At 65.4% G+C, this 20,790-nt stretch carries 17 protein-coding genes; 14 read left to right on the forward strand and 3 right to left on the reverse strand.

Features of this window, described 5'->3' with window-relative positions:
* Positions 1-191: 191 nt before the first annotated feature.
* Positions 192-2,948 carry an autotransporter family protein gene (locus WFK98_RS06435; RefSeq protein ID WP_336799673.1) on the forward strand — a complete coding sequence of 919 codons (2,757 nt, stop codon included), beginning with the start codon at positions 192-194 and terminating at the stop codon, positions 2,946-2,948.
* 248 nt (positions 2,949-3,196) lie between these two features.
* Here the strand turns inward: WFK98_RS06435 and tyrS are convergent, their stop codons facing one another.
* Entirely contained in the window at positions 3,197-4,450 is a 1,254-nt protein-coding gene (gene tyrS / locus WFK98_RS06440; RefSeq protein ID WP_336799674.1) for a tyrosine--tRNA ligase, read from the reverse strand.
* Between the two features lie 93 nt (positions 4,451-4,543).
* On the reverse strand, positions 4,544-5,605 hold the full coding sequence (locus WFK98_RS06445; protein WP_336800307.1) for a 3-deoxy-7-phosphoheptulonate synthase: 1,062 nt from the start codon (positions 5,603-5,605) through the stop codon (positions 4,544-4,546).
* Positions 5,606-5,920: 315 nt separating this feature from the next.
* Between WFK98_RS06445 and WFK98_RS06450 the strand changes: the two genes are divergently transcribed.
* The 4 genes from WFK98_RS06450 (at position 5,921) to WFK98_RS06465 (ending at position 11,197) form a co-directional block, all read left to right on the forward strand.
* The gene (locus WFK98_RS06450) at positions 5,921-7,036 is read left to right on the forward strand and encodes an anhydro-N-acetylmuramic acid kinase (RefSeq protein WP_336799675.1); all 1,116 of its coding nucleotides are present in this window, start codon (positions 5,921-5,923) and stop codon (positions 7,034-7,036) included.
* Positions 7,037-7,097: 61 nt separating this feature from the next.
* Positions 7,098-7,895, forward strand: a complete 798-nt coding sequence (locus WFK98_RS06455; protein ID WP_336799676.1) for a hypothetical protein — start codon at positions 7,098-7,100, stop codon at positions 7,893-7,895.
* A gap of 1,325 nt (positions 7,896-9,220) precedes the next feature.
* Positions 9,221-9,946 (forward strand): outer membrane protein, encoded by a 726-nt coding sequence (locus WFK98_RS06460; protein ID WP_266339676.1) that lies wholly within the window; start codon positions 9,221-9,223, stop codon positions 9,944-9,946.
* 516 nt (positions 9,947-10,462) lie between these two features.
* Complete coding sequence (locus WFK98_RS06465) at positions 10,463-11,197, forward strand: outer membrane protein (RefSeq protein WP_336799677.1); 735 nt, start codon at positions 10,463-10,465, stop codon at positions 11,195-11,197.
* Positions 11,198-11,552: 355 nt separating this feature from the next.
* On the opposite strand, the gene WFK98_RS06470 is transcribed toward WFK98_RS06465, so the two are convergent.
* On the reverse strand, positions 11,553-12,206 hold the full coding sequence (locus WFK98_RS06470) for an alpha/beta hydrolase (protein WP_266339965.1): 654 nt from the start codon (positions 12,204-12,206) through the stop codon (positions 11,553-11,555).
* A 222-nt stretch (positions 12,207-12,428) separates the two neighbouring features.
* Here WFK98_RS06470 and WFK98_RS06475 point away from each other — a divergent pair, with 222 nt between their 5' ends.
* The 9 genes from WFK98_RS06475 (at position 12,429) to tenA (ending at position 20,785) form a co-directional block, all read left to right on the forward strand.
* Positions 12,429-13,589: a cysteine desulfurase family protein gene (locus tag WFK98_RS06475; protein ID WP_336799678.1), complete on the forward strand. Its 1,161-nt coding sequence runs from the start codon at positions 12,429-12,431 to the stop codon at positions 13,587-13,589.
* 49 nt (positions 13,590-13,638) lie between these two features.
* Entirely contained in the window at positions 13,639-15,117 is a 1,479-nt protein-coding gene (sufB, locus tag WFK98_RS06480; protein WP_336799679.1) for a Fe-S cluster assembly protein SufB, read from the forward strand.
* Between the two features lie 157 nt (positions 15,118-15,274).
* Entirely contained in the window at positions 15,275-16,024 is a 750-nt protein-coding gene (gene sufC / locus WFK98_RS06485) for a Fe-S cluster assembly ATPase SufC (protein ID WP_266339968.1), read from the forward strand.
* Between the two features lie 16 nt (positions 16,025-16,040).
* Positions 16,041-17,354, forward strand: a complete 1,314-nt coding sequence (gene sufD / locus WFK98_RS06490) for a Fe-S cluster assembly protein SufD (RefSeq protein ID WP_336799680.1) — start codon at positions 16,041-16,043, stop codon at positions 17,352-17,354.
* Positions 17,351-18,580 (forward strand): cysteine desulfurase, encoded by a 1,230-nt coding sequence (locus WFK98_RS06495; protein WP_336799681.1) that lies wholly within the window; start codon positions 17,351-17,353, stop codon positions 18,578-18,580. Before sufD ends, WFK98_RS06495 begins: the two co-directional genes overlap by 4 nt.
* Before the next feature lie 9 nt (positions 18,581-18,589).
* Positions 18,590-18,985 (forward strand): SUF system Fe-S cluster assembly protein, encoded by a 396-nt coding sequence (locus tag WFK98_RS06500; RefSeq protein WP_336799682.1) that lies wholly within the window; start codon positions 18,590-18,592, stop codon positions 18,983-18,985.
* Positions 18,986-18,993: 8 nt separating this feature from the next.
* Positions 18,994-19,452 carry a VOC family protein gene (locus tag WFK98_RS06505; RefSeq protein WP_336799683.1) on the forward strand — a complete coding sequence of 153 codons (459 nt, stop codon included), beginning with the start codon at positions 18,994-18,996 and terminating at the stop codon, positions 19,450-19,452.
* Positions 19,453-19,506: 54 nt separating this feature from the next.
* Complete coding sequence (sufA, locus tag WFK98_RS06510) at positions 19,507-19,899, forward strand: Fe-S cluster assembly scaffold SufA (RefSeq protein ID WP_266339973.1); 393 nt, start codon at positions 19,507-19,509, stop codon at positions 19,897-19,899.
* Between the two features lie 220 nt (positions 19,900-20,119).
* Positions 20,120-20,785: a thiaminase II gene (gene tenA, locus WFK98_RS06515; RefSeq protein WP_336799684.1), complete on the forward strand. Its 666-nt coding sequence runs from the start codon at positions 20,120-20,122 to the stop codon at positions 20,783-20,785.
* Positions 20,786-20,790: the final 5 nt, after the last annotated feature.

Below are 20,790 nucleotides of genomic sequence, written 5' to 3' on the forward strand. Positions count from 1 at the left end.
TTTTGCTGCGCATATACGCATATTTCTGAATCATGCCGATTTTGAATTACTTATGAATCAGTATTGAAGTGAGGCGGACGGGTTGATAGCCTTGGTCCGTCAATTCCGGGGGGGGCTCGAAGACAGGAGCCGTGGTTGGAGCGTGGCTCTCCACGGCGTTCCGGTTTCGAGCAAGGGCATTTGGGGGCATCATGGCATCGTTCAAACGAGGCAGCGCGGATCGATCCGCTCTGCCGCATTCTCTCGCACGCACGCGCTGGGCCGCGGGTGCATCTCTGGTTGCGCTGACCGCCGTCCTGGCCATTCCGGCATCGGCCGCTCAGATCGTCGTCGAAACCGAATCCGAGCTGAACGGCTTGGTCGGCGCGGCGCCGAGCGCGCCCGGCACGATCGAGGTCGCGGCGACCGATCAGCTCATCCTCAACAATACTGGCGCCGTAACCTTCTCCGACCAGATCCTGCTGGATGGCGTTGCCTGGGCGAATCCCTATGGCACCTTCACCAAGATGGGGGCGGGCACCCTGACGCTGAACGGCGCCTCGATCCTGGGCGGCGAGGCCTATGTCGCCGGCGGCACGGTCAATTTCACTGGCAGCAGCACGATCGACTATCTGGCCGTGGGTTCGGGTGGCTCCAATCTGGGCGCGATGACCATCGGCAGCGGCGCGAGCGTCTCCTTCGGCGTCGGCCTCTCGGTCGGCTATTATGGCGGCGTGGGCACGGTCGATCAGACCGGCGGCACGGTGACGGTTTCGCCGACCTGTGGCGACGAGGCTCGCTGCGCCGCGCTCCACATCGGCAACCAGGGCGGCCAGGGCACCTACACGATCAGCGGCGGCGAGCTCGTTGTCGACGCGGCCCGCATGACCATCGGCCGCAACACCACCCAGACGACGGGCACCAGCGGCACCCTCAACATCGAGGGCGGCACGGTCTCCATCCAGAACAGCGGCTATCTCGCCATCGGCTTCGGCCGCGAGACCAACAACGGGGCCGCCGACGCGACCGGCGCGATCAACCAGACCGGTGGCGTCCTGCGCGTAGACGGCACGTCTTCGCTGTTCCTCGCGGGCACGGGCGCCGGCACCTACGACCTCAATGGCGGCGCGCTGGAGATCGGCGGGTCGAGCCTGCGGGCCCACCGCGTCAACGGCCAGGGCTCCTATGCCTTCAACCTCGGCGGCGGCACGATCCGGGTGATCGGCTCGCAGCTGGTGACGGCTGCCGACGTCGATGCCACACTCGTCGACGGCACGACGTCGACCTTCGACACCTCTACCTTCGGCGCCGACTGGCGGGGCGACTTGCTCGGCCAAGGCGGGCTGGTGAAGCTCGGCGCTAGCGAACTCAAGATTGGCAGCCTCTCCAGCGAGATCAGCGGTCTCCAGATTGCCGAGGGCTCGGTCGCGCTCGGATCGAGCGCTCAGTTCAAGAGTTCCCTCGCCTCGACCACGCTCGATCTGGCGGTGGGGACGCGCCTCAAGGTCAATGGCGACTTTTCGCTCGGCGACGAGGACACCTTCGTCGTCGGCATCGATTCCAACGGTCAGGCCGGTCGCATCGAGGTGTCAGGCGCCGCCGATCTGGACGGTGCGACGCTGCAGATCGACTCCAGCTCGGGCTACAAGGCGAACTACAACTACACGATCGTCACCGCTACCTCGTTCAACCAGTCGGGCAACGCGGACGACACGTTCCAGATCGCGCCGCACGACTTCGCCTTCGTGTCGCCCGAACTGCTCTATGGCAACGGCGGCACCGAGCTCTATCTGCGCCTCGTCCGCGAGAGCGCGTTTGCTTCCGCCGCGCAGACCGCGAACCAGAAGGCGGCCGCGAACGGCCTCGATTCCGTCGGTTCCGGGTCCCTGTATGAGGCCATGGAGGTCGTTTCGACGGCCGACGCCCCTGCGGCGCTTAACGCCATCTCCGGCGAGATCCATGCCGCTTCCGCCAGTGCGCTCCTGAACGAGAGCTATTTCCTGCGCGATGCGGTGCTCGGCCGGCTGCAATATCCGTCGAAGGGCGCGACGGCGCCGGCCGCGAGCCTTGCCTCCGGCTATGCCGAGGCCGACAAGCGCAGCGCCGCTCCCTTCCCGGGCACGGCCGCCGCGCCTGCCGCCGAGCCCAACACCTTCTGGACTCAGGCCTATGGCTCCTGGGGCCACAGCGATGGCGACGCCAATGTCGCCAAGCTCAACCGCTCGACCGGCGGCGTTCTGGTGGGCTACGATCACACCTTCGGCCAGGACTGGCTGATCGGCGCCGCGGCAGGCTACAGCCGCACCAGCTTCAGCCTCGACGACCGCGCCTCGTCCGGCGACAGCAACAACTACCACCTGCTCGCCTATGCCGGCGGCAAGGTCTCGGACGTCAATGTCCGCCTCGGCGCCAGCTATAGCTGGAACGAGGTCGATACGACGCGGCACGTCTCGATCCCCGGTTTCTTCGAAACCGAAAAGGCGGACTATTCCGCGGGCACCGCGCAGGTGTTCGGCGAACTCGGCTACGACGTCGCCGTCAGCGCCGCGACCACCATCGAGCCCTTCGCCGGCCTCGCCTATGTCCATCTGTCGACGGATGGCTACAACGAGACCGGCGGTTCGGCCGCGCTCGCCGTCGACGGCGCCAACCAGGGCGTCACCTATGGCACGCTGGGCCTGCGCGCCGAGCACAAGATCGTGGTCGGCAATGTCGGCGTGACGCTGCAGGGCTCGGCCGCCTGGCAGCATGCCTGGGGCGATGTGACCTCGGTCAGCACGCTCGCGTTCTCCGGCGGCGACGCCTTCCAGGTCACTGGCGCGCCGATCGCCAAGGACGCGGCGCTGCTCAAGGCCGGCTTCGACGTCGACGTGACGGCGGGCGCCAAGCTCGGCCTGTTCTATGCCGGCCAGCTCGCGAGCGACGCCGCCGACAATTCGATCCAGGGCCGCCTGAGCGTCGCCTTCTGAGGTTTCTCTCCGGACACGGAAATGGGCGGCGCAGGTCACTGCGCCGCCCTTTTTCGTTGGCGGCTTGAATGTCGCAGCCTGCGAGCGAGGCTGGATCGCACGGCCAAATTGCGTGCTTCGTGACGGCCCCGCGGCCTCTGCAGAAAGTTGAGGCCGGCGGCCCGCATACATTGGGCAGCGCCGCATCACAGATGAAAAAGGGCGGCGCAGTCACCTGCGCCGCCCTGAAATTCGTCCGGCCCGAAGCTTTAGAGCGGGCGGACGAGGATATGCTTCTTGCGGCCGAGCGACAGCTTGACGACGCCTTCCGACGTCAGCGCGTCGGGGCCGACCAGAACCTTCTCGTCGGTGACCGCCTGGTCGTTCACCCGCAGGCCGCCGCCCTTGATCTGGCGGCGCGCTTCGCCGTTCGAGGCGACGAGGCCGGCCTGAACGAAAAGCGATAGCACGCCGAGGCCGTTGGCGAATTCCGAAGCCGCTACCTCGATGGTCGGCAGGTTTTCCGCCAGCGCGCCTTCCTCGAAGGTGCGGCGGGCCGTCTCTGCCGCCTCGTCGGCGGCGGCGCGGCCATGCGCCAGCGCGGTCACCTCGGTGGCGAGGATCTTCTTCGCGTCGTTGATCTCGGAACCGCCCAACGCCGCGAGGCGGGCTATCTCGCCCATAGGCAGCTCGGTGTAGAGCTTGAGAAAGCGCTCGACGTCGCCATCCTCGGTGTTGCGCCAGAACTGCCAGAACTCGTAGGAGCCGAGCATGTCGGCGTTGAGCCAGACGGCGCCGTTCGCCGTCTTGCCCATCTTGGCGCCGGAAGAGGTGGTGAGCAGCGGCGTCGTCAGCGCATAGAACTGCTTGTCGAGCATGCGGTGGCCGAGCTCGATGCCGTTGACGATGTTGCCCCACTGGTCGGAGCCGCCCATCTGCAGCGTGACGTTGTAGCGCTGGTTCAGCTCGACGAAGTCGTAGGCCTGCAGGATCATGTAGTTGAATTCGAGGAAGGACAGCGACTGCTCGCGGTCGAGGCGCAGCTTGACCGAGTCGAAGGACAGCATGCGGTTGACCGAGAAGTGGCGGCCGACATCGCGCAGGAAGTCGATGTACTGCAGGCCGTTCAGCCATTCGGCATTGTTGGCCATGATCGCCGGGCGCTCGGCGCGGTCGAAATCGAGGTAGTTGGCGAACACCTTGCGGATGCCGGCGAGGTTCTCGTCGATCATCTCGTCGGTCAGGAGCTTGCGCGCCTCGTCCTTGAAGGACGGGTCGCCGATGCGCGTGGTGCCGCCGCCCATCAGCGCGAGCGGGCGGTGGCCGGTCTTCTGCATCCAGCGCAGCATCATGATCTGCATGAGCGAGCCGACATGAAGGCTCTTCGCCGTGGCGTCGAAACCGATATAGCCGGTGACCGTCTCCGTCGCGAAGCGGCGATCGAGCCCCTCGCCATCCGAGCACTGGTGGACGAATCCACGCTCGGTCAGGATCTGCATCAACTCGGACTTGAAGGCGCTCATGACGGACCTTTGGAGAATGTTGGGATTGGCCGGCTTTCTAGCAGCCGGAACGGGAAATTTCACCTTGAAGGGCGAAATTTCCCGGATCGTGGATCAGGCGGCGCGGCGGGCCTTGGCGCGGCGGGCCTCGACGGCGGCGGCGAGCCGCTCGAGAACGTCGACCGAGGTATCCCAGTCGATGCAGCCATCGGTGATGCTCTGGCCGTAGACCAGCGGCTGGCCTTCGACGAGGTCCTGCCGGCCGGCGACCAGGTTGCTCTCGACCATCACGCCCATGATGCGGTCGTCGCCGGCCTCGATCTGGCGGGCGATGTCCTCGACGACGATCGGCTGGTTCTCCGGCTTCTTCGACGAGTTGGCATGGCTGGCATCGATCATGATGCGCGGCGCGATGCCGGCCTTTTCCGAAGCCTTGGCCGCTTCCTCGACGCTGGCGGCGTCGTAGTTGGTCGACTTGCCGCCGCGCAGGATGATGTGGCAGTCGTCGTTGCCGGCCGTCTCGGCGATCGCGGCGCGACCGGTCTTGGTCACGGCCAGGAAATGATGCGACTGCGAGGCCGAGAGCACCGCGTCGAGCGCGATCTTCACATTGCCGTCCGTGCCGTTCTTGAAGCCGACGGCGCAGGAAAGGCCGGAGGCCAGTTCACGATGCACCTGGCTCTCGGTCGTGCGCGCACCGATCGCGCCCCAGCTGACCAGGTCGGCGAAATATTGCGGCGTCGTCATGTCGAGGAATTCCGAGCCGGCCGGCACGCCGAGATCGTTGATGTCGACGAGCAGGTTGCGGGCGATTCGCAGGCCCTTGTCGATCTCGAAGCTGCCGTCGAGGCCGGGATCGTTGATCAGGCCCTTCCAGCCGACCGTCGTGCGCGGCTTCTCGAAGTACACCCGCATGATGATCTCGAGCCGGTCGGCGAGGTAGGGGCGGATTTCGGAGAGGCGGCGGGCGTAGTCCATGGCGGCGACGGGATCATGGATCGAGCAGGGACCAATCACCACGGTAAGGCGGTCGTCGGTGCCGTGCAGGATGTCATGGATCGAACGGCGCGCGGCGGTGACGGTGTCGGTCGCGGTCTCGGTGCGCGGGAACTCGCGGATCACCTGTTCCGGTGTCGAGAGTTCTTTCAGCTGGCGGATGCGGAGGTCGTCGGTGATCAGCACGGTGTGGGTTCCTTGTGATTTTGACCCACCCGGCGGCACAAAAAAAGCCGCCAGGTGTCTGGCGGCTTCGGGACATTTTGCGGTTTTTAGACCGCGCGCACCCCTACCTCCGCCATTGCGAGCGGATAGCTAAAGTACCAAGCATAGGTGGTGGCGGCGAAAGTCATGGAAGCGCATATAGATCAGCCGCCGGGGTTTGTCACGGGGGAGAATGCGGCTTTCGACGAAACGGCGAGACTGTTGCCGATCTGCTCTTTGCCGACGCGGCCGTTGCCGCTATCCCGGATTAGAACGTTTCCGGGGGAACCAATGCACAGGACTGTCGTTGTCGGACTCATGAGCGGAACGTCGATGGATGGCGTCGACGCGGCTCTGATCGCGACCGACGGCGAAGAAGTCGAGGCCTTCGGCCCGACCCATTTCCGGCCCTATGAGCCTGATGAGCGCGCGGTGCTTCGCGCCGCGCTGACGGCTGCCGTCGATCTCGACAGCCGTGACGCCCGGCCGGGCATCCTGAGCGAGGCGGAGCGGATCGTCACCGAGGCGCATGCCGAGGCCGTCGAGGCGCTGCTGGCGCGGCAGGATGTCGACGCCCCCCGCGTCACCCTCGTCGGCTTCCACGGCCAGACCGTCTTCCACGCGCCGGACCGCCGGCTGACGATCCAGATCGGCGACGGAGCAGCGCTGTCGCATCGGCTCGGAATTCCGGTGGTCTATGATTTCCGCGCCGCCGATGTCGCGGCGGGCGGGCAGGGGGCACCGCTGGTGCCTGTCTTCCATGCGGCGCTTGTGCGCGCTGCCGGCCTTTCCGGCGATGTCGCCGTGGTGAATATCGGCGGCGTCGCAAACGTCACGCGCATCGGCGCCGACGGTTCGATCGTCGCCTTCGACACCGGGCCCGGCAATGCGCTGATCGACGACCTTGTGCGCGAGCGGACTGGCGCCAGCATGGATGTCGGTGGCGTCCTGTCCGCCTCCGGCACGGTGCAACTGCAATCGCTGGCAGAATTGATGGACGATCCCTGGTTCGACCTGCCGCCGCCGAAATCGCTCGATCGCGACGCGTTTTCGCGCGCGCCGGTGGCGCGACTGTCGACGGCCGACGCCGCGGCGACGCTCGCCGCCTTCACGGCAGAGACGATCGCGCGCGGCGTGGCGCTCGCCGGCGGCGCCGGCGAGATCATCGTCTGCGGTGGCGGCGCGCATAATCCGGCCATCCTGCGCCTGCTGGCCGAAGCCAGCGGCGCGACCGTCACCACGGCCGACGCGCTCGGCTGGTCGGGCGATTTCATGGAGGCGCAGGCCTTCGCCTATCTCGCCGCCCGCAGCGTCGCGGGACTGCCGCTCAGCCTGCCCGAGACCACGGGCGTGCCCTATCCGATGCCGGGCGGCGTCCTCGCCGAGCCGCGACCGCCGGCGCCGTGATGGACGAATCGCGCCCGTGTCGGCCACCATCGTTGCAACGTTTTCCTGGGGAGTGATCCGGATGCTCAATCGCCTGCTGAAATTTGGCTTGTTGTCGATGGTCGGCGCGGCGCTGGCCTTGCCGCTGGCGGCATCCGCCGAGGCCGCCACGGTGCAGGCGATGGCGGCCGAGGCGCCCGCGACGCCTGCCGCGGCAACTGCGCCCGCGGCCGGTGCCGCCGCTGTGGCGGGGCCGGAACAGAAGCCGGTCGTTCGGCGCGCCAAGTCGGCTCCGAAGGTCAATCGCGATCCCCAGGTCTATCTCTTCCGCGGCCTCGCCAACGTCTTCTCGCTCGGCATGGACGACATGTCGAAGGAGCTGCGCGCCCAGGGCGTGCAGAACGAGGTGTTGAACCACGCCAACTGGCCGCGCATCGCTGCCGAGATCACCGCCAAGTACAAGGCCGATCCGAAGGGAACCCGCCCGATCATCCTGATCGGCCACTCGCTCGGCGCGAATGCGGTGCTGGTCATGAGCCAGCAACTGGTGCGCAACGGCGTTCCCGTCGATCTGGTCGTCACCTTCGATCCGACGACGAGCGGCCCGATCACGCCCGGCGTGCGCCGCTACCTGAACCTCTACCAGTCCAACAATGGCTGGAGCTCGGCGCTCGACGTTCCGGCCGGCGCCGGCAAGCGCGTCGTTAATTCCGACGTGCGCAAGCGCACCGACATCAAGGCACAGCTGTCGCATTTCGACATCGACAAGAACCGCGTTCTGCACCAGCAGGTGGTGGCGGAGATCGTCCGCCTGACCGGTGCGAGGCCGAAGCAGCCCAAGCTGCAGCCGAAGGCGCAGCCCAAGACCGGCACGATGTAGGGAATGCTGTCTGGGGCCCCGTCCCGTAGGGGTTACCGGGTCGGGTCGGCATGGACCGAATGAATGGGAGGGGCTCCGTCGTGGCGGAGCCCTTTTTCGTTGGCCGCGCTATCGTGCCTGAATCGGGCACGGATGGGCCGCCGGTCCTCGATCTGGCCGGAAAATGCCGCCGCTGCAGCTGGGGGGGGCGCCGCCCGGACCGCGCTGGCATCCCTTGTTGCGCCGCTTTCCGGGTGTTTTGCTTCGACAGGGGATTCTGGAAATTTCCCGTGCAGGTTACAGCCGCCGGGTGGTCGCATCCTGGGCGCGTTGAAATCGTGCGAGCGGCGATCCTGTGACCCAAATAAAGGTGATGTGACCCGCGCTTTTTGAGTCATACGAAAATAGTTCGATTTTAGAACGATCGCCGGAGCGAAGCGTAATCGCATCAATAGGTTGTGGGCGGATGCCCCGATTCCCGGCGGCGGATCGGCTCCCCAGTCCAGCAATTCGCTACGTCAATTGGTTGAATCTGGTGCAATTCCGCCACAGCGGATCACGCCTGAAATCGCTAGCCTGAGATATCAGGGCGGGTGTCCTTGCTGGGAGCCGTCCGGGGGAAAGCTTAACGGCTTGAGCTGGGGTTGGGCAAGAAGACGGTTTTGCGTGGAATGACGATGGTGTCGGTGCTCGCGCTGGGCGTTGCGGGCGCCCAGGCTTCGGACCTGACGCAGGAGCCGGTGGTCGTCGCGCCATAAGTATTCAGTTGGACCGGCTTCTATGTCCATGGCGGCGCCTTCGGCCAGAACGACGTCTCGGCCTCGGGCTATCAGGAGCATCTGGGAAGTGCATCGCGCGAGCGGGGGTCTTTCGGCGGTGCAGCATCTGGACGGGAGACTTTCGACCTCGATCCCCCGCGGAATCGGCGAGGACCTGTGTGGGCCCTGGCCGCTGGCTGCCTCCGCCGGGATCCGGCGAAGGTTGGCCTGAGTCCGGCCAATGGGGCGTGCCGAACGCCCTCCGGACCCTGAATTGGGTGCCATTTCGTCCTTCTGAAGCCTCTCAAAGGCCTGGCTGCTATTTTTCTCGACGATGCTTCGCACCGTCGAGTGTTTCGTGTTGCCTTACAAAATGTCTGTCCGATCAGATGCTTGGGCGTCAAAACCTAAGGCAATCAGTTGATCATGGAGAAAAAGTGAGGCCGACGCTACGTCACTTGCGGGTTTGGTGATGCTCTTCCGCAACAGTCAAACGGATGGAGTTGCGCTAGCTTGATGCAACCTGGATAGCCTCCCCCCGTGAAGCAAGGTTGTCTGGATCCACGTTTGCGAGCAAAGGGGCTCACGATGAAGTTCATTCTGCGCAGTGCAACAATGGCATCGGTTCTGGCGCTCGGCGTCGTCGGCGCGCATGCTGCTGATCTCACCTACGAGCCGGCCCCTGTCGCTGCTCCGGTCGTCTTCAACTGGACCGGCTTCTACGTTGGCGTCCATGGCGGCATTGGCGGCGGGGACATCGACACGGCGTTCTCGGTCGATGGTTTCCCCTATAGCGACTACAGCAACAACGCCTTCGGCGCCTTTGGCGGTGCCCAGATCGGCTACAACTGGCAGTTCGCGACCAACTGGGTCGCGGGCGTCGAGGCCGATATTGCCTATTCCGGTATCAACGCCGACTCGACCTGGAGCTATGTGAACGACTCCAGCTACAATCTGAAGACCGACGTCGACTGGTTCGGCACGCTGCGCGGCCGCATCGGCTATGCGTGGGACAACGTGCTGTTCTACGGCACGGGCGGCGCCGCTTATGGCGATGTCGAGGTGAAGACCAACTATTCCGAGCCCGGCTTCTCGGACGGCACGTCCTTCTCGGATACGCGCTGGGGCTGGACGATCGGCGCCGGCATCGAATACGGCATCACCAAGAACATCACGCTCAAGACCGAATACCTGTATGTCGACCTCGGCAGCATACATCAGGATGGCTACAATGCCCTCGAAGACCTCGATGGCCGGTTCGACACGGACGTCGCCTTCCACACGCTCAAGGTCGGCCTGAACTACAAGTTCTGATCGGCTGCAGTCTCCGGCAGATAGCGAGGGCCCCGCATTGCGGGGCCCTTTCGTTTGCGGCGATGCGACCGATCCGTTGCAGCCAGCCGCCCTTCAGGCAGGGCTCGGCGCGCCGGCGCCGGACGCTCCCGGTTCCGCGGGGCGCGGCGTTCTACCTCGGGCCTCCTCCATCCGCCGGTCGTCGTCGCCCCGGCCTCCCGGTTCTGCGTAGGCCTGTTCCAGCGTCTACGGCGGCGGGGTGCCTGGCCGCGCGCGGCGAATTGGCCAGCATGGCTTGCGCCATTCTTCTTAGCTAACCGCACGAGATCAGGTCGACCGGAGGTCTTCGGGGACTTTTCGATTCAACTTGTCTTTGAATAAGGCCCGGCCGCCAAGAAAAGATCGGTGCAGACGTAGATTCCGAGGTCACTGTGATCGCCTGGCAATGGTTTGTTTGCCAATGCGGTGCTAGCATCTAGTCTCTGGGTGGCACTTTCATCGCATTCTTCGTGAACATTGAGCTTGAAGAGGGCACGCATGAAACACTCGCTCCTGGCTGCCGCCGCAGCCGCATCCGTTCTTGCCATGGGCGTCGGCGGGGCGCTCGCGGCCGACCTGACCTATGAGCCGCCGCCGGCGCCGCCGCCTCCCTTTACCTGGGCCGGCTTCTACGCGGGCGTTCATGCCGGCTATGCCTGGGGCAGTGAGGACGACAATCAGAGCAACCTGTTTGGTCCTGAGCCGACCCCGGCCGACAGCTTCGACATGGACGGCTTCGTCGGCGGCGTCCATGCCGGTTACAACTGGCAGGCGAACCAGTTCGTCTTCGGCGTCGAGGGCGATGTCGACTACACCAACATCAAGGGCAGCGAGGGCTATGCCGGCTACGTGCCGGACTTCCGCAATGACTATGTCGAAGGCACGCTCCAGCTCAAAAGCGAGTGGCAGGCGTCCGCCCGCCTGCGCGCCGGCTATGCCGTCGACAATTTCCTGATCTATGCCACCGGCGGTATCGCCTTTGCCGACGGCAAGCTCTCGTCGAACGGCTACGCCTACAATGCCGACGCCAACTTCAGCTCGTCCGACAGCAACACCCATGTCGGCTGGACGATCGGCGCCGGCGCGGAATATGCCTTCACGCCCAACTGGATCGGCCGCGCCGAGCTCCGCTACACCGACTTCGGCAGCAAGACCTACGAGTTGCTCGAAGGCCCGGTGGACGCGAGCTGGACGCAGACGGCGGTCACGGTCGGCCTCAGCTACAAGTTCTGATCGAACGGACCGGGCGCATTCTGAAAGGCTCCGCTTCGGCGGGGCCTTTTGGCGCTTGTCGTTTTTCAGGTGCCGGCGCACCTTGCTCAGGGCTCAGGGCTCAGGGCTCAGGGCTCAGGGCTCAGGGCTCAGGGCTCAGGGCTCAGGGCTCAGGGCTGCCACTAGCCCCGAGCCGGAATCAACTCCTCAATCGATCCTCGCAAGCTGTTGAAACCACGTCAGGATCCCTCGCGGGTGCAGCGGGCATCTGTCGCGGGCTCGGACGATCGCGCAAAAAACAAAATGGCCCGCGGCGAGGTCGCTGCGGGCCGTCGAAGATGTCGGGAGCCACGAGGCTTCCTGAGGAAAAGCAGCCTCAGGCGGCGCTCAGCATGGCGAGGCGCTTGTCGACATAGTTGCCGCAGATATCGATCAGCGGCTCGACCTGGCCCTCGAAGAAGTGGTTGGCGCCCGGCATGATCTGCTGTTCGACGACGATGCCCTTCTGGGTCTTCAGCTTGTCGACCAGCGTCTGTACGTCCTTCGGCGGCGCGACCTTGTCCTGGTCGCCATGGACGATCAGGCCGGAGGAGGGGCAGGGCGCCAGGAACGAGAAGTCGTAGAGGTTCGCCTGCGGCGCGATCGAGATGAAGCCCTCGATCTCCGGCCGGCGCATCAGAAGCTGCATGCCGATCCACGAGCCGAACGAGAAGCCGGCGACCCAGCAGGCGCGCGCGTCGGGATGGATGGTCTGCGCCCAGTCGAGCGCCGAGGCGGCGTCGGAAAGCTCGCCCTCGCCATGGTCGAACTCGCCCTGGCTGCGGCCAACGCCACGGAAATTGAAGCGCAGCACGGCGAAACCGCGCTTCGCGAACATGTAGAACAGCTGGTAGGTGATCGCGTTGTTCATCGTGCCGCCAAACTGCGGATGCGGATGAAGGATGATGGCGATCGGGCCGTTCTTTTCCTTGGACGGCTGGAATCGTCCCTCGATGCGGCCGGCGGGGCCGGTGAAAATAACCTCGGGCATTTTAGCCTCGGACCTTTCGATCTGTTCAGAACGCCCCGGTCGACCTATATCAGTGTCAAATCCTAACTTGACTCTGAGCGTCAGGGTTTCTAGAACACTTTAGAATTATTCGAAATCGGCTTTGGATGTCGATCCTGCCTTGTAGCGGGCCTTGTAGCATGAGGCGGGGTCCGGATTTCAAGCATAATGCGACATCCGCCCCGCGACTGGAGACTGCAAGCCGTGGCCGCGCCGCGTATTTATCTCGATTACAACGCCGGCGCGCCGCTTCGACCCGAAGTGCGCGCGGCGATGATCGAGGCGCTGGATGCGACCGGCAACGCGTCCTCCGTGCATGGCGAGGGCCGCGCCGCCCGCGCCAGGGTCGAGACGGCGCGCCGCCGCGTCGCCGCGCTTGTCGGCGCCGATCCGGCCCGGGTCATTTTTACCTCGGGCGGCACCGAGGCGAACGTCACCGTGCTGAGCCCGCGCATGCGGGTCGGCGCCGCCGAGGTCGTGGTCGACCGGCTGCTGGTCGGGGCGACGGAACATCCGTCGGTGCTGGCCGGCGGGCGCTTCGGCGCCGGGAACACAGACGTGATCGCCGTCGACGGCGAGGGGCGGCTCGATCTCGATGCCCTGCGCGCGGCGCTCGTTGCCGTGAAGGCAGAGGGCAAGCGCGCGCTGGTTTCGGTGATGCTGGCGAACAACGAGACCGGCACGATCCAGCCGGTTGCTGAGATCGCCGCGATCGCTCACGAATTCGGCGCGCTGGTGCACACGGACGCGATCCAGGCCGCCGGCCGGGTCGCGATCGACATCGCGGCGCTCGGCGTCGATTTCCTGACGCTGTCGGCGCACAAGCTCGGCGGTCCGCAGGGCGCCGGCGCGATCGTGCTGGGCGGCGACCTCGTCTCGCCGGCGCCGCTGCTCGTCGGAGGCGGCCAGGAGAAATACAGCCGCGCTGGCACGCAGAATGTGGCTGGTATCGTCGGCTTCGGCGTCGCGGCGGAATCCGCCCGCGACGATCTGGAACGCCTTGCCGAATGGAGCCTCTGGCGCGATCAGCTCGCGACGGCGGCCCTGCCGGCCATTCTCTTGAGCGGGGGCGCCGAGCGGCTCCCGCAGACGCTGTCTCTCGGCGTCGAAGGTCTCTCGGCGGAAACGCTGGTGATCGCGCTCGATCTCGAAGGGATCGCGGTTTCGGCCGGATCGGCGTGTTCTTCGGGGAAAGTCGGTGTTTCGCATGTGATGAAGGCCATGAACGTGCCCGATGCGCATGCGAAATCCGCGATCCGCGTCAGTTTCGGATGGGAAACCACCGAATCCGACATACGTAGATTTACGGAGGTCTGGGGACGTGTCATGAGACGGCTCGCGCCGGGCGTGACACGCGCCGCATGACAACGCACTCAACCCGCGGTCCTTGAAACCGCTGTGGATGGAGTAGGCAATGCCTGCAATTCAGGAGACGGTCGATCAGGTTCGCCAGATCGACGTCGATCAGTACAAATATGGTTTCGTGACCGATATCGAATCCGAGCGCGCCCCCAAGGGCCTCTCGGAGGATATCGTCCGCTTCATTTCGGCCAAGAAGAACGAGCCCGAGTGGATGCTCGAGTGGCGCCTCGACGCCTATCGGCGCTGGCTGACCATGACCGAGCCCACCTGGTCGCGCGTCCAGTATCCGAAGATCGATTTCGAGGATCTCTATTATTATTCGGCGCCGAAGAGCACCTCGGGTCCGAAGTCGCTCGACGAGGTCGATCCCGAACTGCTCGCCATGTACGAGAAGCTGGGCATCCCGCTGCGCGAGCGCGAGATACTGGCCGGCGTCGAGGGCGCGTCCGATCGTAAGGTCGCGGTCGATGCCGTGTTCGATTCCGTCTCGGTCGTCACCACCTTCAAGGACGAGCTGAAGAAGGCTGGCGTCATCTTCTGTTCGATCTCCGAGGCGATCCGCGAATACCCGGAGATCGTGAAGAAGTATCTCGGCTCGGTCGTTCCGGTTACCGACAACTTCTACGCGACGCTGAATTCGGCTGTCTTTTCGGATGGTTCCTTCGTCTACATCCCCGAGGGCGTCCGCTGCCCGATGGAGCTGTCGACCTATTTCCGCATCAACGAGCGCAATACCGGCCAGTTCGAGCGCACGCTGATCATCGCGGAGAAGGGTGCCTACGTCTCCTATCTCGAGGGCTGCACGGCGCCGATGCGCGACGAGAACCAGCTGCATGCGGCGGTCGTCGAGCTGGTGGCGCTGGATGATGCCGAGATCAAGTACTCGACGGTCCAGAACTGGTATCCGGGCGACAAGGACGGCAAGGGCGGCATCTACAACTTCGTGACCAAGCGCGGCGATTGCCGTGGCGACCGCTCGAAGATCTCGTGGACGCAGGTCGAGACCGGTTCGGCCATCACCTGGAAGTACCCGTCCTGCATCCTGCGCGGCGACGACAGCCAGGGCGAGTTCTATTCGATCGCGGTGTCGAACGGCTACCAGCAGGTCGACAGCGGCACCAAGATGCTCCATCTCGGCAAGAACACGAAGAGCCGGATCATCTCGAAGGGCATCGCCGCCGGCCGCTCGGACAACACCTATCGCGGTCTCGTCTCGGCGCATCGCAAGGCGACGGGCGCGCGCAATTTCACCAATTGCGACAGCCTCCTGATCGGCGACAAGTGCGGCGCGCACACGGTGCCCTACATCGAATCGAAGAATTCGAGCGCCGTCTTCGAGCATGAGGCGACGACGTCGAAGATCGCCGACGACCAGTTGTTCTATTGCCTCCAGCGCGGGCTTTCGTCCGAGGAGGCCGTGGCGCTGATCGTCAACGGCTTCGTCAAGGATGTCATCCAGCAGCTGCCGATGGAATTCGCGGTCGAGGCCCAGAAGCTGATCTCGATCAGCCTCGAAGGGTCGGTCGGCTAGTCCCCACGCGTTGAGCCCTTCCCCAAGGCGGGAAGGGCCGGACTGCCTGAGGCGTCGGGAAGGGGCGCGGTTTTCCGCTTGAACCCTGACCCCGGCCGCCACGGCGTTTCGGCCTCCCCCCGGAGGTTCAGCCACAAGCTTTGAACGGAACAACGAAATGCTCGAGATCAAGAACCTCCACGCCTCCATTGATGGCAAGGAGATCCTGCGCGGCGTCGACCTGGTCGTGCCGACCGGCGAAGTCCACGCGATCATGGGGCCGAACGGCTCCGGCAAGTCGACGCTGTCCTACGTGCTCTCCGGCCGCGAGGACTATGAAGTCACCGAGGGCGAGATCATCTTCGACGGCGAGAACATCGTCGAGAACGCGCCGGAAGAGCGCGCCGCCGCCGGCGTCTTCCTTGCGTTCCAGTATCCGCTGGAGATCCCCGGCGTCGCCACCATGACCTTCCTGAAGGCGGCGCTGAACGCCCAGCGCAAGGCGCGCGGCGAGGACGAGCTCTCCACGCCGGACTTCATGCGCCGCGTGAAGACCGCAGCGGAAAAGCTGAACGTGACTCAGGAAATGCTCCGCCGTCCGCTCAATGTCGGTTTCTCCGGCGGCGAGAAGAAGCGAAACGAGATCCTGCAGATGGCGCTTCTGGAGCCGAAGCTGGCGATCCTCGACGAGACCGATTCCGGCCTCGACATCGACGCGCTGCGCATCGTTTCGGAGGGCGTCAACGCGCTCCGTTCGCCGGATCGCTCGATGCTCGTCATCACCCATTATCAGCGCCTGCTCGACCACATCGTGCCCGACAAGGTGCATGTGATGTCGGCTGGCCGCATCGTTCGCACCGGCGGTCCGGAACTGGCGCTTGAGCTCGAAGCCAAGGGCTATGCCGACTACGCCGGCGAGCCGGCCTGAGCGGGGAGTGGCATCGATGAACGCCGAGCCGCGCATCCTGCGCACACAGGCCGAAGAGACGCTGGCGCTGGAATTCGCCGCCGCCCGCACGCAATTGCCGGGTTCGCCCGCGATCGCCGCGGCGCGCGAGGCCGCCTTCGCCGCTTTCCAGAAGCTGGGTCTGCCGCATCGCCGGACCGAGCCCTGGCGCTATACCGATCTGCGCGCGCTGCTGCGCACGGTGCCGCCGCTGGCGATCGGCGCGAGCGGCGATGATGTCGTCGTCGCCGACCTGCTGCCCGGTCTCGACCGCGCCCGCCTGGTCGTGGTCGACGGCATCTTCCGTCCGGAGCTGTCGGATCTTTCCGGCCTCGACGGCGTCACCATCCGTCCGTTGGTCGACCTGCTGCGCGATGGCGACAACCGCGTCGGCCAGCAGATCGCCTCCATCAACGACGCGGTCGTCTCGCTGAATTCGGCCCTGATGGTCGGCGGCGTCGCCATTGAGGTTCCGGCCGGCGCGCGCATCGAGCGCGCCATCGAGATCGCCCATGTGACGACCTCCGCCGTCGCCTCGCATGTGCGCAACCTCGTCACGGTCGGCGCGGATGCTTCCGTTCGCCTGCTGGAGACGCATCTCGGCCCGGCCGGCAGCGCCTACCAGGCCAACATCGTCACCGAGGCGACTGCCGGCGACCGCGCCAAGGTCGTCTGGGCCAAGCTGCAGTCGGAAGGCGACGCCAGCGTCCATCTCGGCACGCTCGCCGTCACCATCGGCACGGAGACCGAGTTCGATCACCTGACCCTGATGATCGGCGCTTCCATCTCGCGCTCGCAGACCTTCGTCACCTATTCGGGCGAGAACGCCCGCGCCGGCCTTTTCGGCGCGACGATGGTGCGCGGCAAGCAGCACGCCGACATCGCGCTCAGCGTCGACCACGCCGTGCCGAACGGCGCCAGCCGCGAACTGTTCAAGGCGGTGATGGACGGACGTTCCGAGGGCGTGTTCCAGGGCCGCATCATCGTGCGTCCCGACGCCCAGAAGACCGATGGCCGGATGATGACGCAGGGCCTGCTCCTCTCCGAGGACGCGTCCTTCTTCGTCAAGCCGGAGCTGGAGATCTTCGCCGATGACGTCCAGTGCGCGCATGGCGCGACCAGCGGCGAGATCGACGAGGACATCCTGTTCTACCTGCTGTCGCGCGGCATTCCCCGCGCCGAGGCGGAGACCCTGCTGGTGACGGCGTTCCTCGCCGAAGCGATCGAAGGCCTCGGCGACGAGGCCATCGGCGACGCGTTCGAGGAGATCTCCCGCAACTGGCTCGCGACGCGCGGGCAAGAGGCAGCATGAGCGACCAGGGCGCCTATGACGTTCAGGCGATAAGGCGGGATTTTCCGATCCTGTCGAGGACGGTTTACGGCAAGCCGCTCGTCTATCTCGACAATGGCGCCTCCGCGCAGAAGCCGCAGGCGATGCTGGACGCGGTGACGAAGGCGTATACGGAAGAATACGCCAACGTCCATCGCGGCCTGCACTACCTCTCCAATGTCGCGACCGACGCCTATGAGCGGTCGCGCGAAACGGTGCGGCGCTTCCTGAACGCGCGCTCGGTCGACGAGATCATCTTCACCCGTTCCTCGACGGAGGCGATCAACCTGGTCGCTGCTTCGCTGGGCGCCGATATCGGCGAGGGCGACGAGATCATCGTCTCGATCCTCGAGCATCACTCCAACATCGTGCCCTGGCACTTCCTGCGCGAGCGCAAGGGCGCGGTGATCAAGTGGGCGCCGATCGCCGATGACGGCACCTTCCTGCTCGACGAATTCGAGAAGCTGATCACGCCGCGCACCAAGATCGTGGCGATGACGCACATGTCGAACGTCACCGGCACGATCGTCCCGATCAAGGACGTCATCCGCATCGCCCATGCCCATGGCATCAAGGTGCTGGTGGATGGCAGCCAGGGCGCCGTTCACCTGCCGGTCGACGTGCAGGATCTCGACGCCGACTTCTATTGCGTCACCGGCCACAAGCTCTACGGCCCGACCGGCATCGGCGTGCTCTATGGCAAGAAGGCCCTGCTCGAGGTGATGCCGCCCTTCCTCGGCGGCGGCGAGATGATCCGCGACGTGACCGAAGACAACGTCACCTATGGCGAGCCGCCGCATCGCTTCGAGGCGGGCACGCCGCCGATCGTGCAGGCGATCGGCCTTGGCGCGTCGCTGGAATACATGGAGAAGATCGGCCGCGACCGGATCCTCGCGCATGAGATGGCGCTGCGCGATTACGCGACCGAGCGGCTCTCCGCCATCAACAGCCTGAGGATCTTCGGCACCACGCGCGACAAGGGCGCGATCGTTTCGTTCGAGATGGCGGGCGCGCACGCGCATGACGTCTCGACGATCATCGATCGCGAGGGCGTTGCCGTCCGCGCCGGAACCCATTGCGCCCAGCCGCTCTTGCACCGGTTCGGCGTTACCTCCACATGTCGGGCGTCGTTCGGTCTCTACAATACGTTCGAAGAGGTCGACCGCCTTGCCGATGCGCTGGTCAAGGCGCATGCTTTCTTCGCATGAGGATCTGAAATGGACGATATCGCGGTGATCGGCGAAGCGAAGGACGAGACGGCGACGACGACGGTCGAAGCGCCCGGCTCCGCCATTCCGGCCGAGGAACTGGAACGTCTGTCGGGCGACATCGTCGCCGCGCTGAAGACGGTCTATGACCCCGAGATCCCGGCCGACATCTACGAGCTCGGCCTGATCTACAAGATCGACATCGACGACGACCGCAATGTCGCGATCGAGATGACGCTGACGGCGCCCGGTTGCCCGGTGGCGGGCGAGATGCCCGGCTGGGTCGAGAACGCCGTCGGCGCCGTTGCCGGCGTCGGCCGCGTCGACGTGACGATGACCTTCGATCCGCCCTGGTCGCAGGACCGGATGTCGGACGAGGCCCGCGTCGCGCTCGACTGGTACTGAGGCCGTCCGTGGGCACGGCGCCGCCGATCACCGGTGTTCTGGAGACGGCGATCTACGTCGACGACATCGGCCGGGCGGCGGGATTCTATCGCGACATTCTCGGCCTTCGTCCCTTGCTGGAGGATGCGCGGCTGGTGGCGTTCGATGCCGGTCCGTCCAGCGTGCTGCTGATCTTCCTGCGCGGCGCGACCCTGAAGGACGTCGTCCTGCCGGGCGGCACCATTCCCGCGCATGACGGCAGCGGCCCGTATCATTTCGCGCTCCGCATCCCGGCGGAGGCGATTTCGGCGTGGCGGGATCATCTCGTCGCCCGCGGTGTGCGGATCACGGCCGAGATGGCTTGGCCGCAGGGAGGCGAGAGCCTCTATTTCAATGACCCGGACGGCCATGTCGTCGAACTGGCGACGCCGGGCATATGGTCGAATGATACCGATCTGCCCGTCGCTGCCTTGCAGAACGGGATCTGATCGCCGATCTTTGGATCGACAAGGGCGCTGTGCGCCGCGAATTGGAGAATTGCCATGGGCGTCCGTTCACGCTTCGCCGTGATGTCCCTGACCGAAGCCGCCGCCGAGCGGATCCGCGAGATCGTCGAGGATTCCGACGAGCCCGTGCTCGGCCTGCGCATCGGCGTCAAGAAGGGCGGTTGCGCCGGCATGGAATACACCATGAAGGCGGTCGGCGAGGCCGATCCGAAGGACGAGCGCATCGAGGGTCATGGCGCGACGGTTTTCGTCGATCCGGCCGCCGTGCTCTACCTGCTCGGCACCGTCATGGATTTCGAGACGACCAAGCTGCGCTCCGGCTTCGTCTTCAAGAACCCGAACGAGGTTTCGGCCTGCGGCTGCGGCGAATCCGTCATGCTGAAGCCGGCCGACCTGTCCGAACCCGCCGCGGCGACGGCCGACCGGTAGTTTCTTCGGCAAAGGGGCTCCCTCCCAGACTTCAGCTACCCGTCCTCGACATGCCGGGGAGGCCCGAAGGGCCGTCTCGAGGCACGTAGAGCGGGTGCGCAATCCCGGCGACAGGCCGGCTGCGCGTCCTCCGCGACGGCTTTCCTCGAAAGCCTCCTCAGGATGTTGAAGACGGTGTTCCGTATTTCAGATCCATCCCGTTCCATCCATGGAGAGTGGCTTGACCAGCCTGTTCGAGCGCCTGAAGTCCGATGCCGCCGCCGATTGGGACGCCTATGTCCGCCACCCCTTCGTGCTCGGCCTCGGCGACGGCACGCTGTCCAGGCCGTCCTTCCAGCACTATCTCGTGCAGGACTATCTGTTCCTGATCGAGTTCGCCCGCGCCTACGCCATCGGCGTCTACAAGGCGCCGAACGCGCTGGAGATGCGCAAGGCCTCGGCCGGCATGCACGCCATCCTCGACGAGACCAGCCTGCACCTGAAGCTCTGCGCCGAGTGGGGCCTGTCGCAGGAAGCGGTCGAGAGCACGGCCGAAGCCCGCGCGACGATCGCCTACACTCGCTTTGTCCAGGAAGCCGGTCTGCGCGGCGACATGCTCGATCTCGTGGTGGCGCTGTCGCCCTGCGTCGTCGGCTATGCCGAGATCGGCACCGATCTCGCCGCTGCAGGCACCGGCCTCGATGGCGCCAATCCCTATGCGGCCTGGATCCGCGAATATGCCGGCGAGGGCTATCAGGGCGTGGCTGAAGCCAGCCTTGCCCAGATCGACCGGCTTGCGGCACTCTATCTGACCGAGGCGCGCTATCCGCGCCTGCTCGAAATCTTCCGCCAGGCCGTGCGCCTCGAGGCCGATTTCTGGCAGATGGGCCTCGATCTCGCGGACTGAGGATC

Source organism: Kaistia sp. MMO-174, assembly GCF_037147815.1.
Classification (GTDB): Bacteria; Pseudomonadota; Alphaproteobacteria; order Rhizobiales; family Kaistiaceae; genus Kaistia; species Kaistia nematophila.

Excerpts from the sequence above, each read along its gene's own strand:
- WFK98_RS06455 (WP_336799676.1), top strand. The coding sequence starts at position 7,098 with ATGCTCAATCGCCTGCTGAAATTTGGCTTGTTGTCGATGGTCGGCGCG.
- sufC (WP_266339968.1), top strand. The coding sequence starts at position 15,275 with ATGCTCGAGATCAAGAACCTCCACGCCTCCATTGATGGCAAGGAGATC.
- tyrS (WP_336799674.1), bottom strand. The coding sequence starts at position 4,450 with ATGAGCGCCTTCAAGTCCGAGTTGATGCAGATCCTGACCGAGCGTGGA.
- sufD (WP_336799680.1), top strand. The coding sequence starts at position 16,041 with ATGAACGCCGAGCCGCGCATCCTGCGCACACAGGCCGAAGAGACGCTG.
- WFK98_RS06470 (WP_266339965.1), bottom strand. The coding sequence starts at position 12,206 with ATGCCCGAGGTTATTTTCACCGGCCCCGCCGGCCGCATCGAGGGACGA.
- sufA (WP_266339973.1), top strand. The coding sequence starts at position 19,507 with ATGGGCGTCCGTTCACGCTTCGCCGTGATGTCCCTGACCGAAGCCGCC.
- WFK98_RS06460 (WP_266339676.1), top strand. The coding sequence starts at position 9,221 with ATGAAGTTCATTCTGCGCAGTGCAACAATGGCATCGGTTCTGGCGCTC.
- WFK98_RS06500 (WP_336799682.1), top strand. The coding sequence starts at position 18,590 with ATGGACGATATCGCGGTGATCGGCGAAGCGAAGGACGAGACGGCGACG.
- WFK98_RS06495 (WP_336799681.1), top strand. The coding sequence starts at position 17,351 with ATGAGCGACCAGGGCGCCTATGACGTTCAGGCGATAAGGCGGGATTTT.
- WFK98_RS06465 (WP_336799677.1), top strand. The coding sequence starts at position 10,463 with ATGAAACACTCGCTCCTGGCTGCCGCCGCAGCCGCATCCGTTCTTGCC.
- WFK98_RS06435 (WP_336799673.1), top strand. The coding sequence starts at position 192 with ATGGCATCGTTCAAACGAGGCAGCGCGGATCGATCCGCTCTGCCGCAT.
- sufB (WP_336799679.1), top strand. The coding sequence starts at position 13,639 with ATGCCTGCAATTCAGGAGACGGTCGATCAGGTTCGCCAGATCGACGTC.
- WFK98_RS06450 (WP_336799675.1), top strand. The coding sequence starts at position 5,921 with ATGCACAGGACTGTCGTTGTCGGACTCATGAGCGGAACGTCGATGGAT.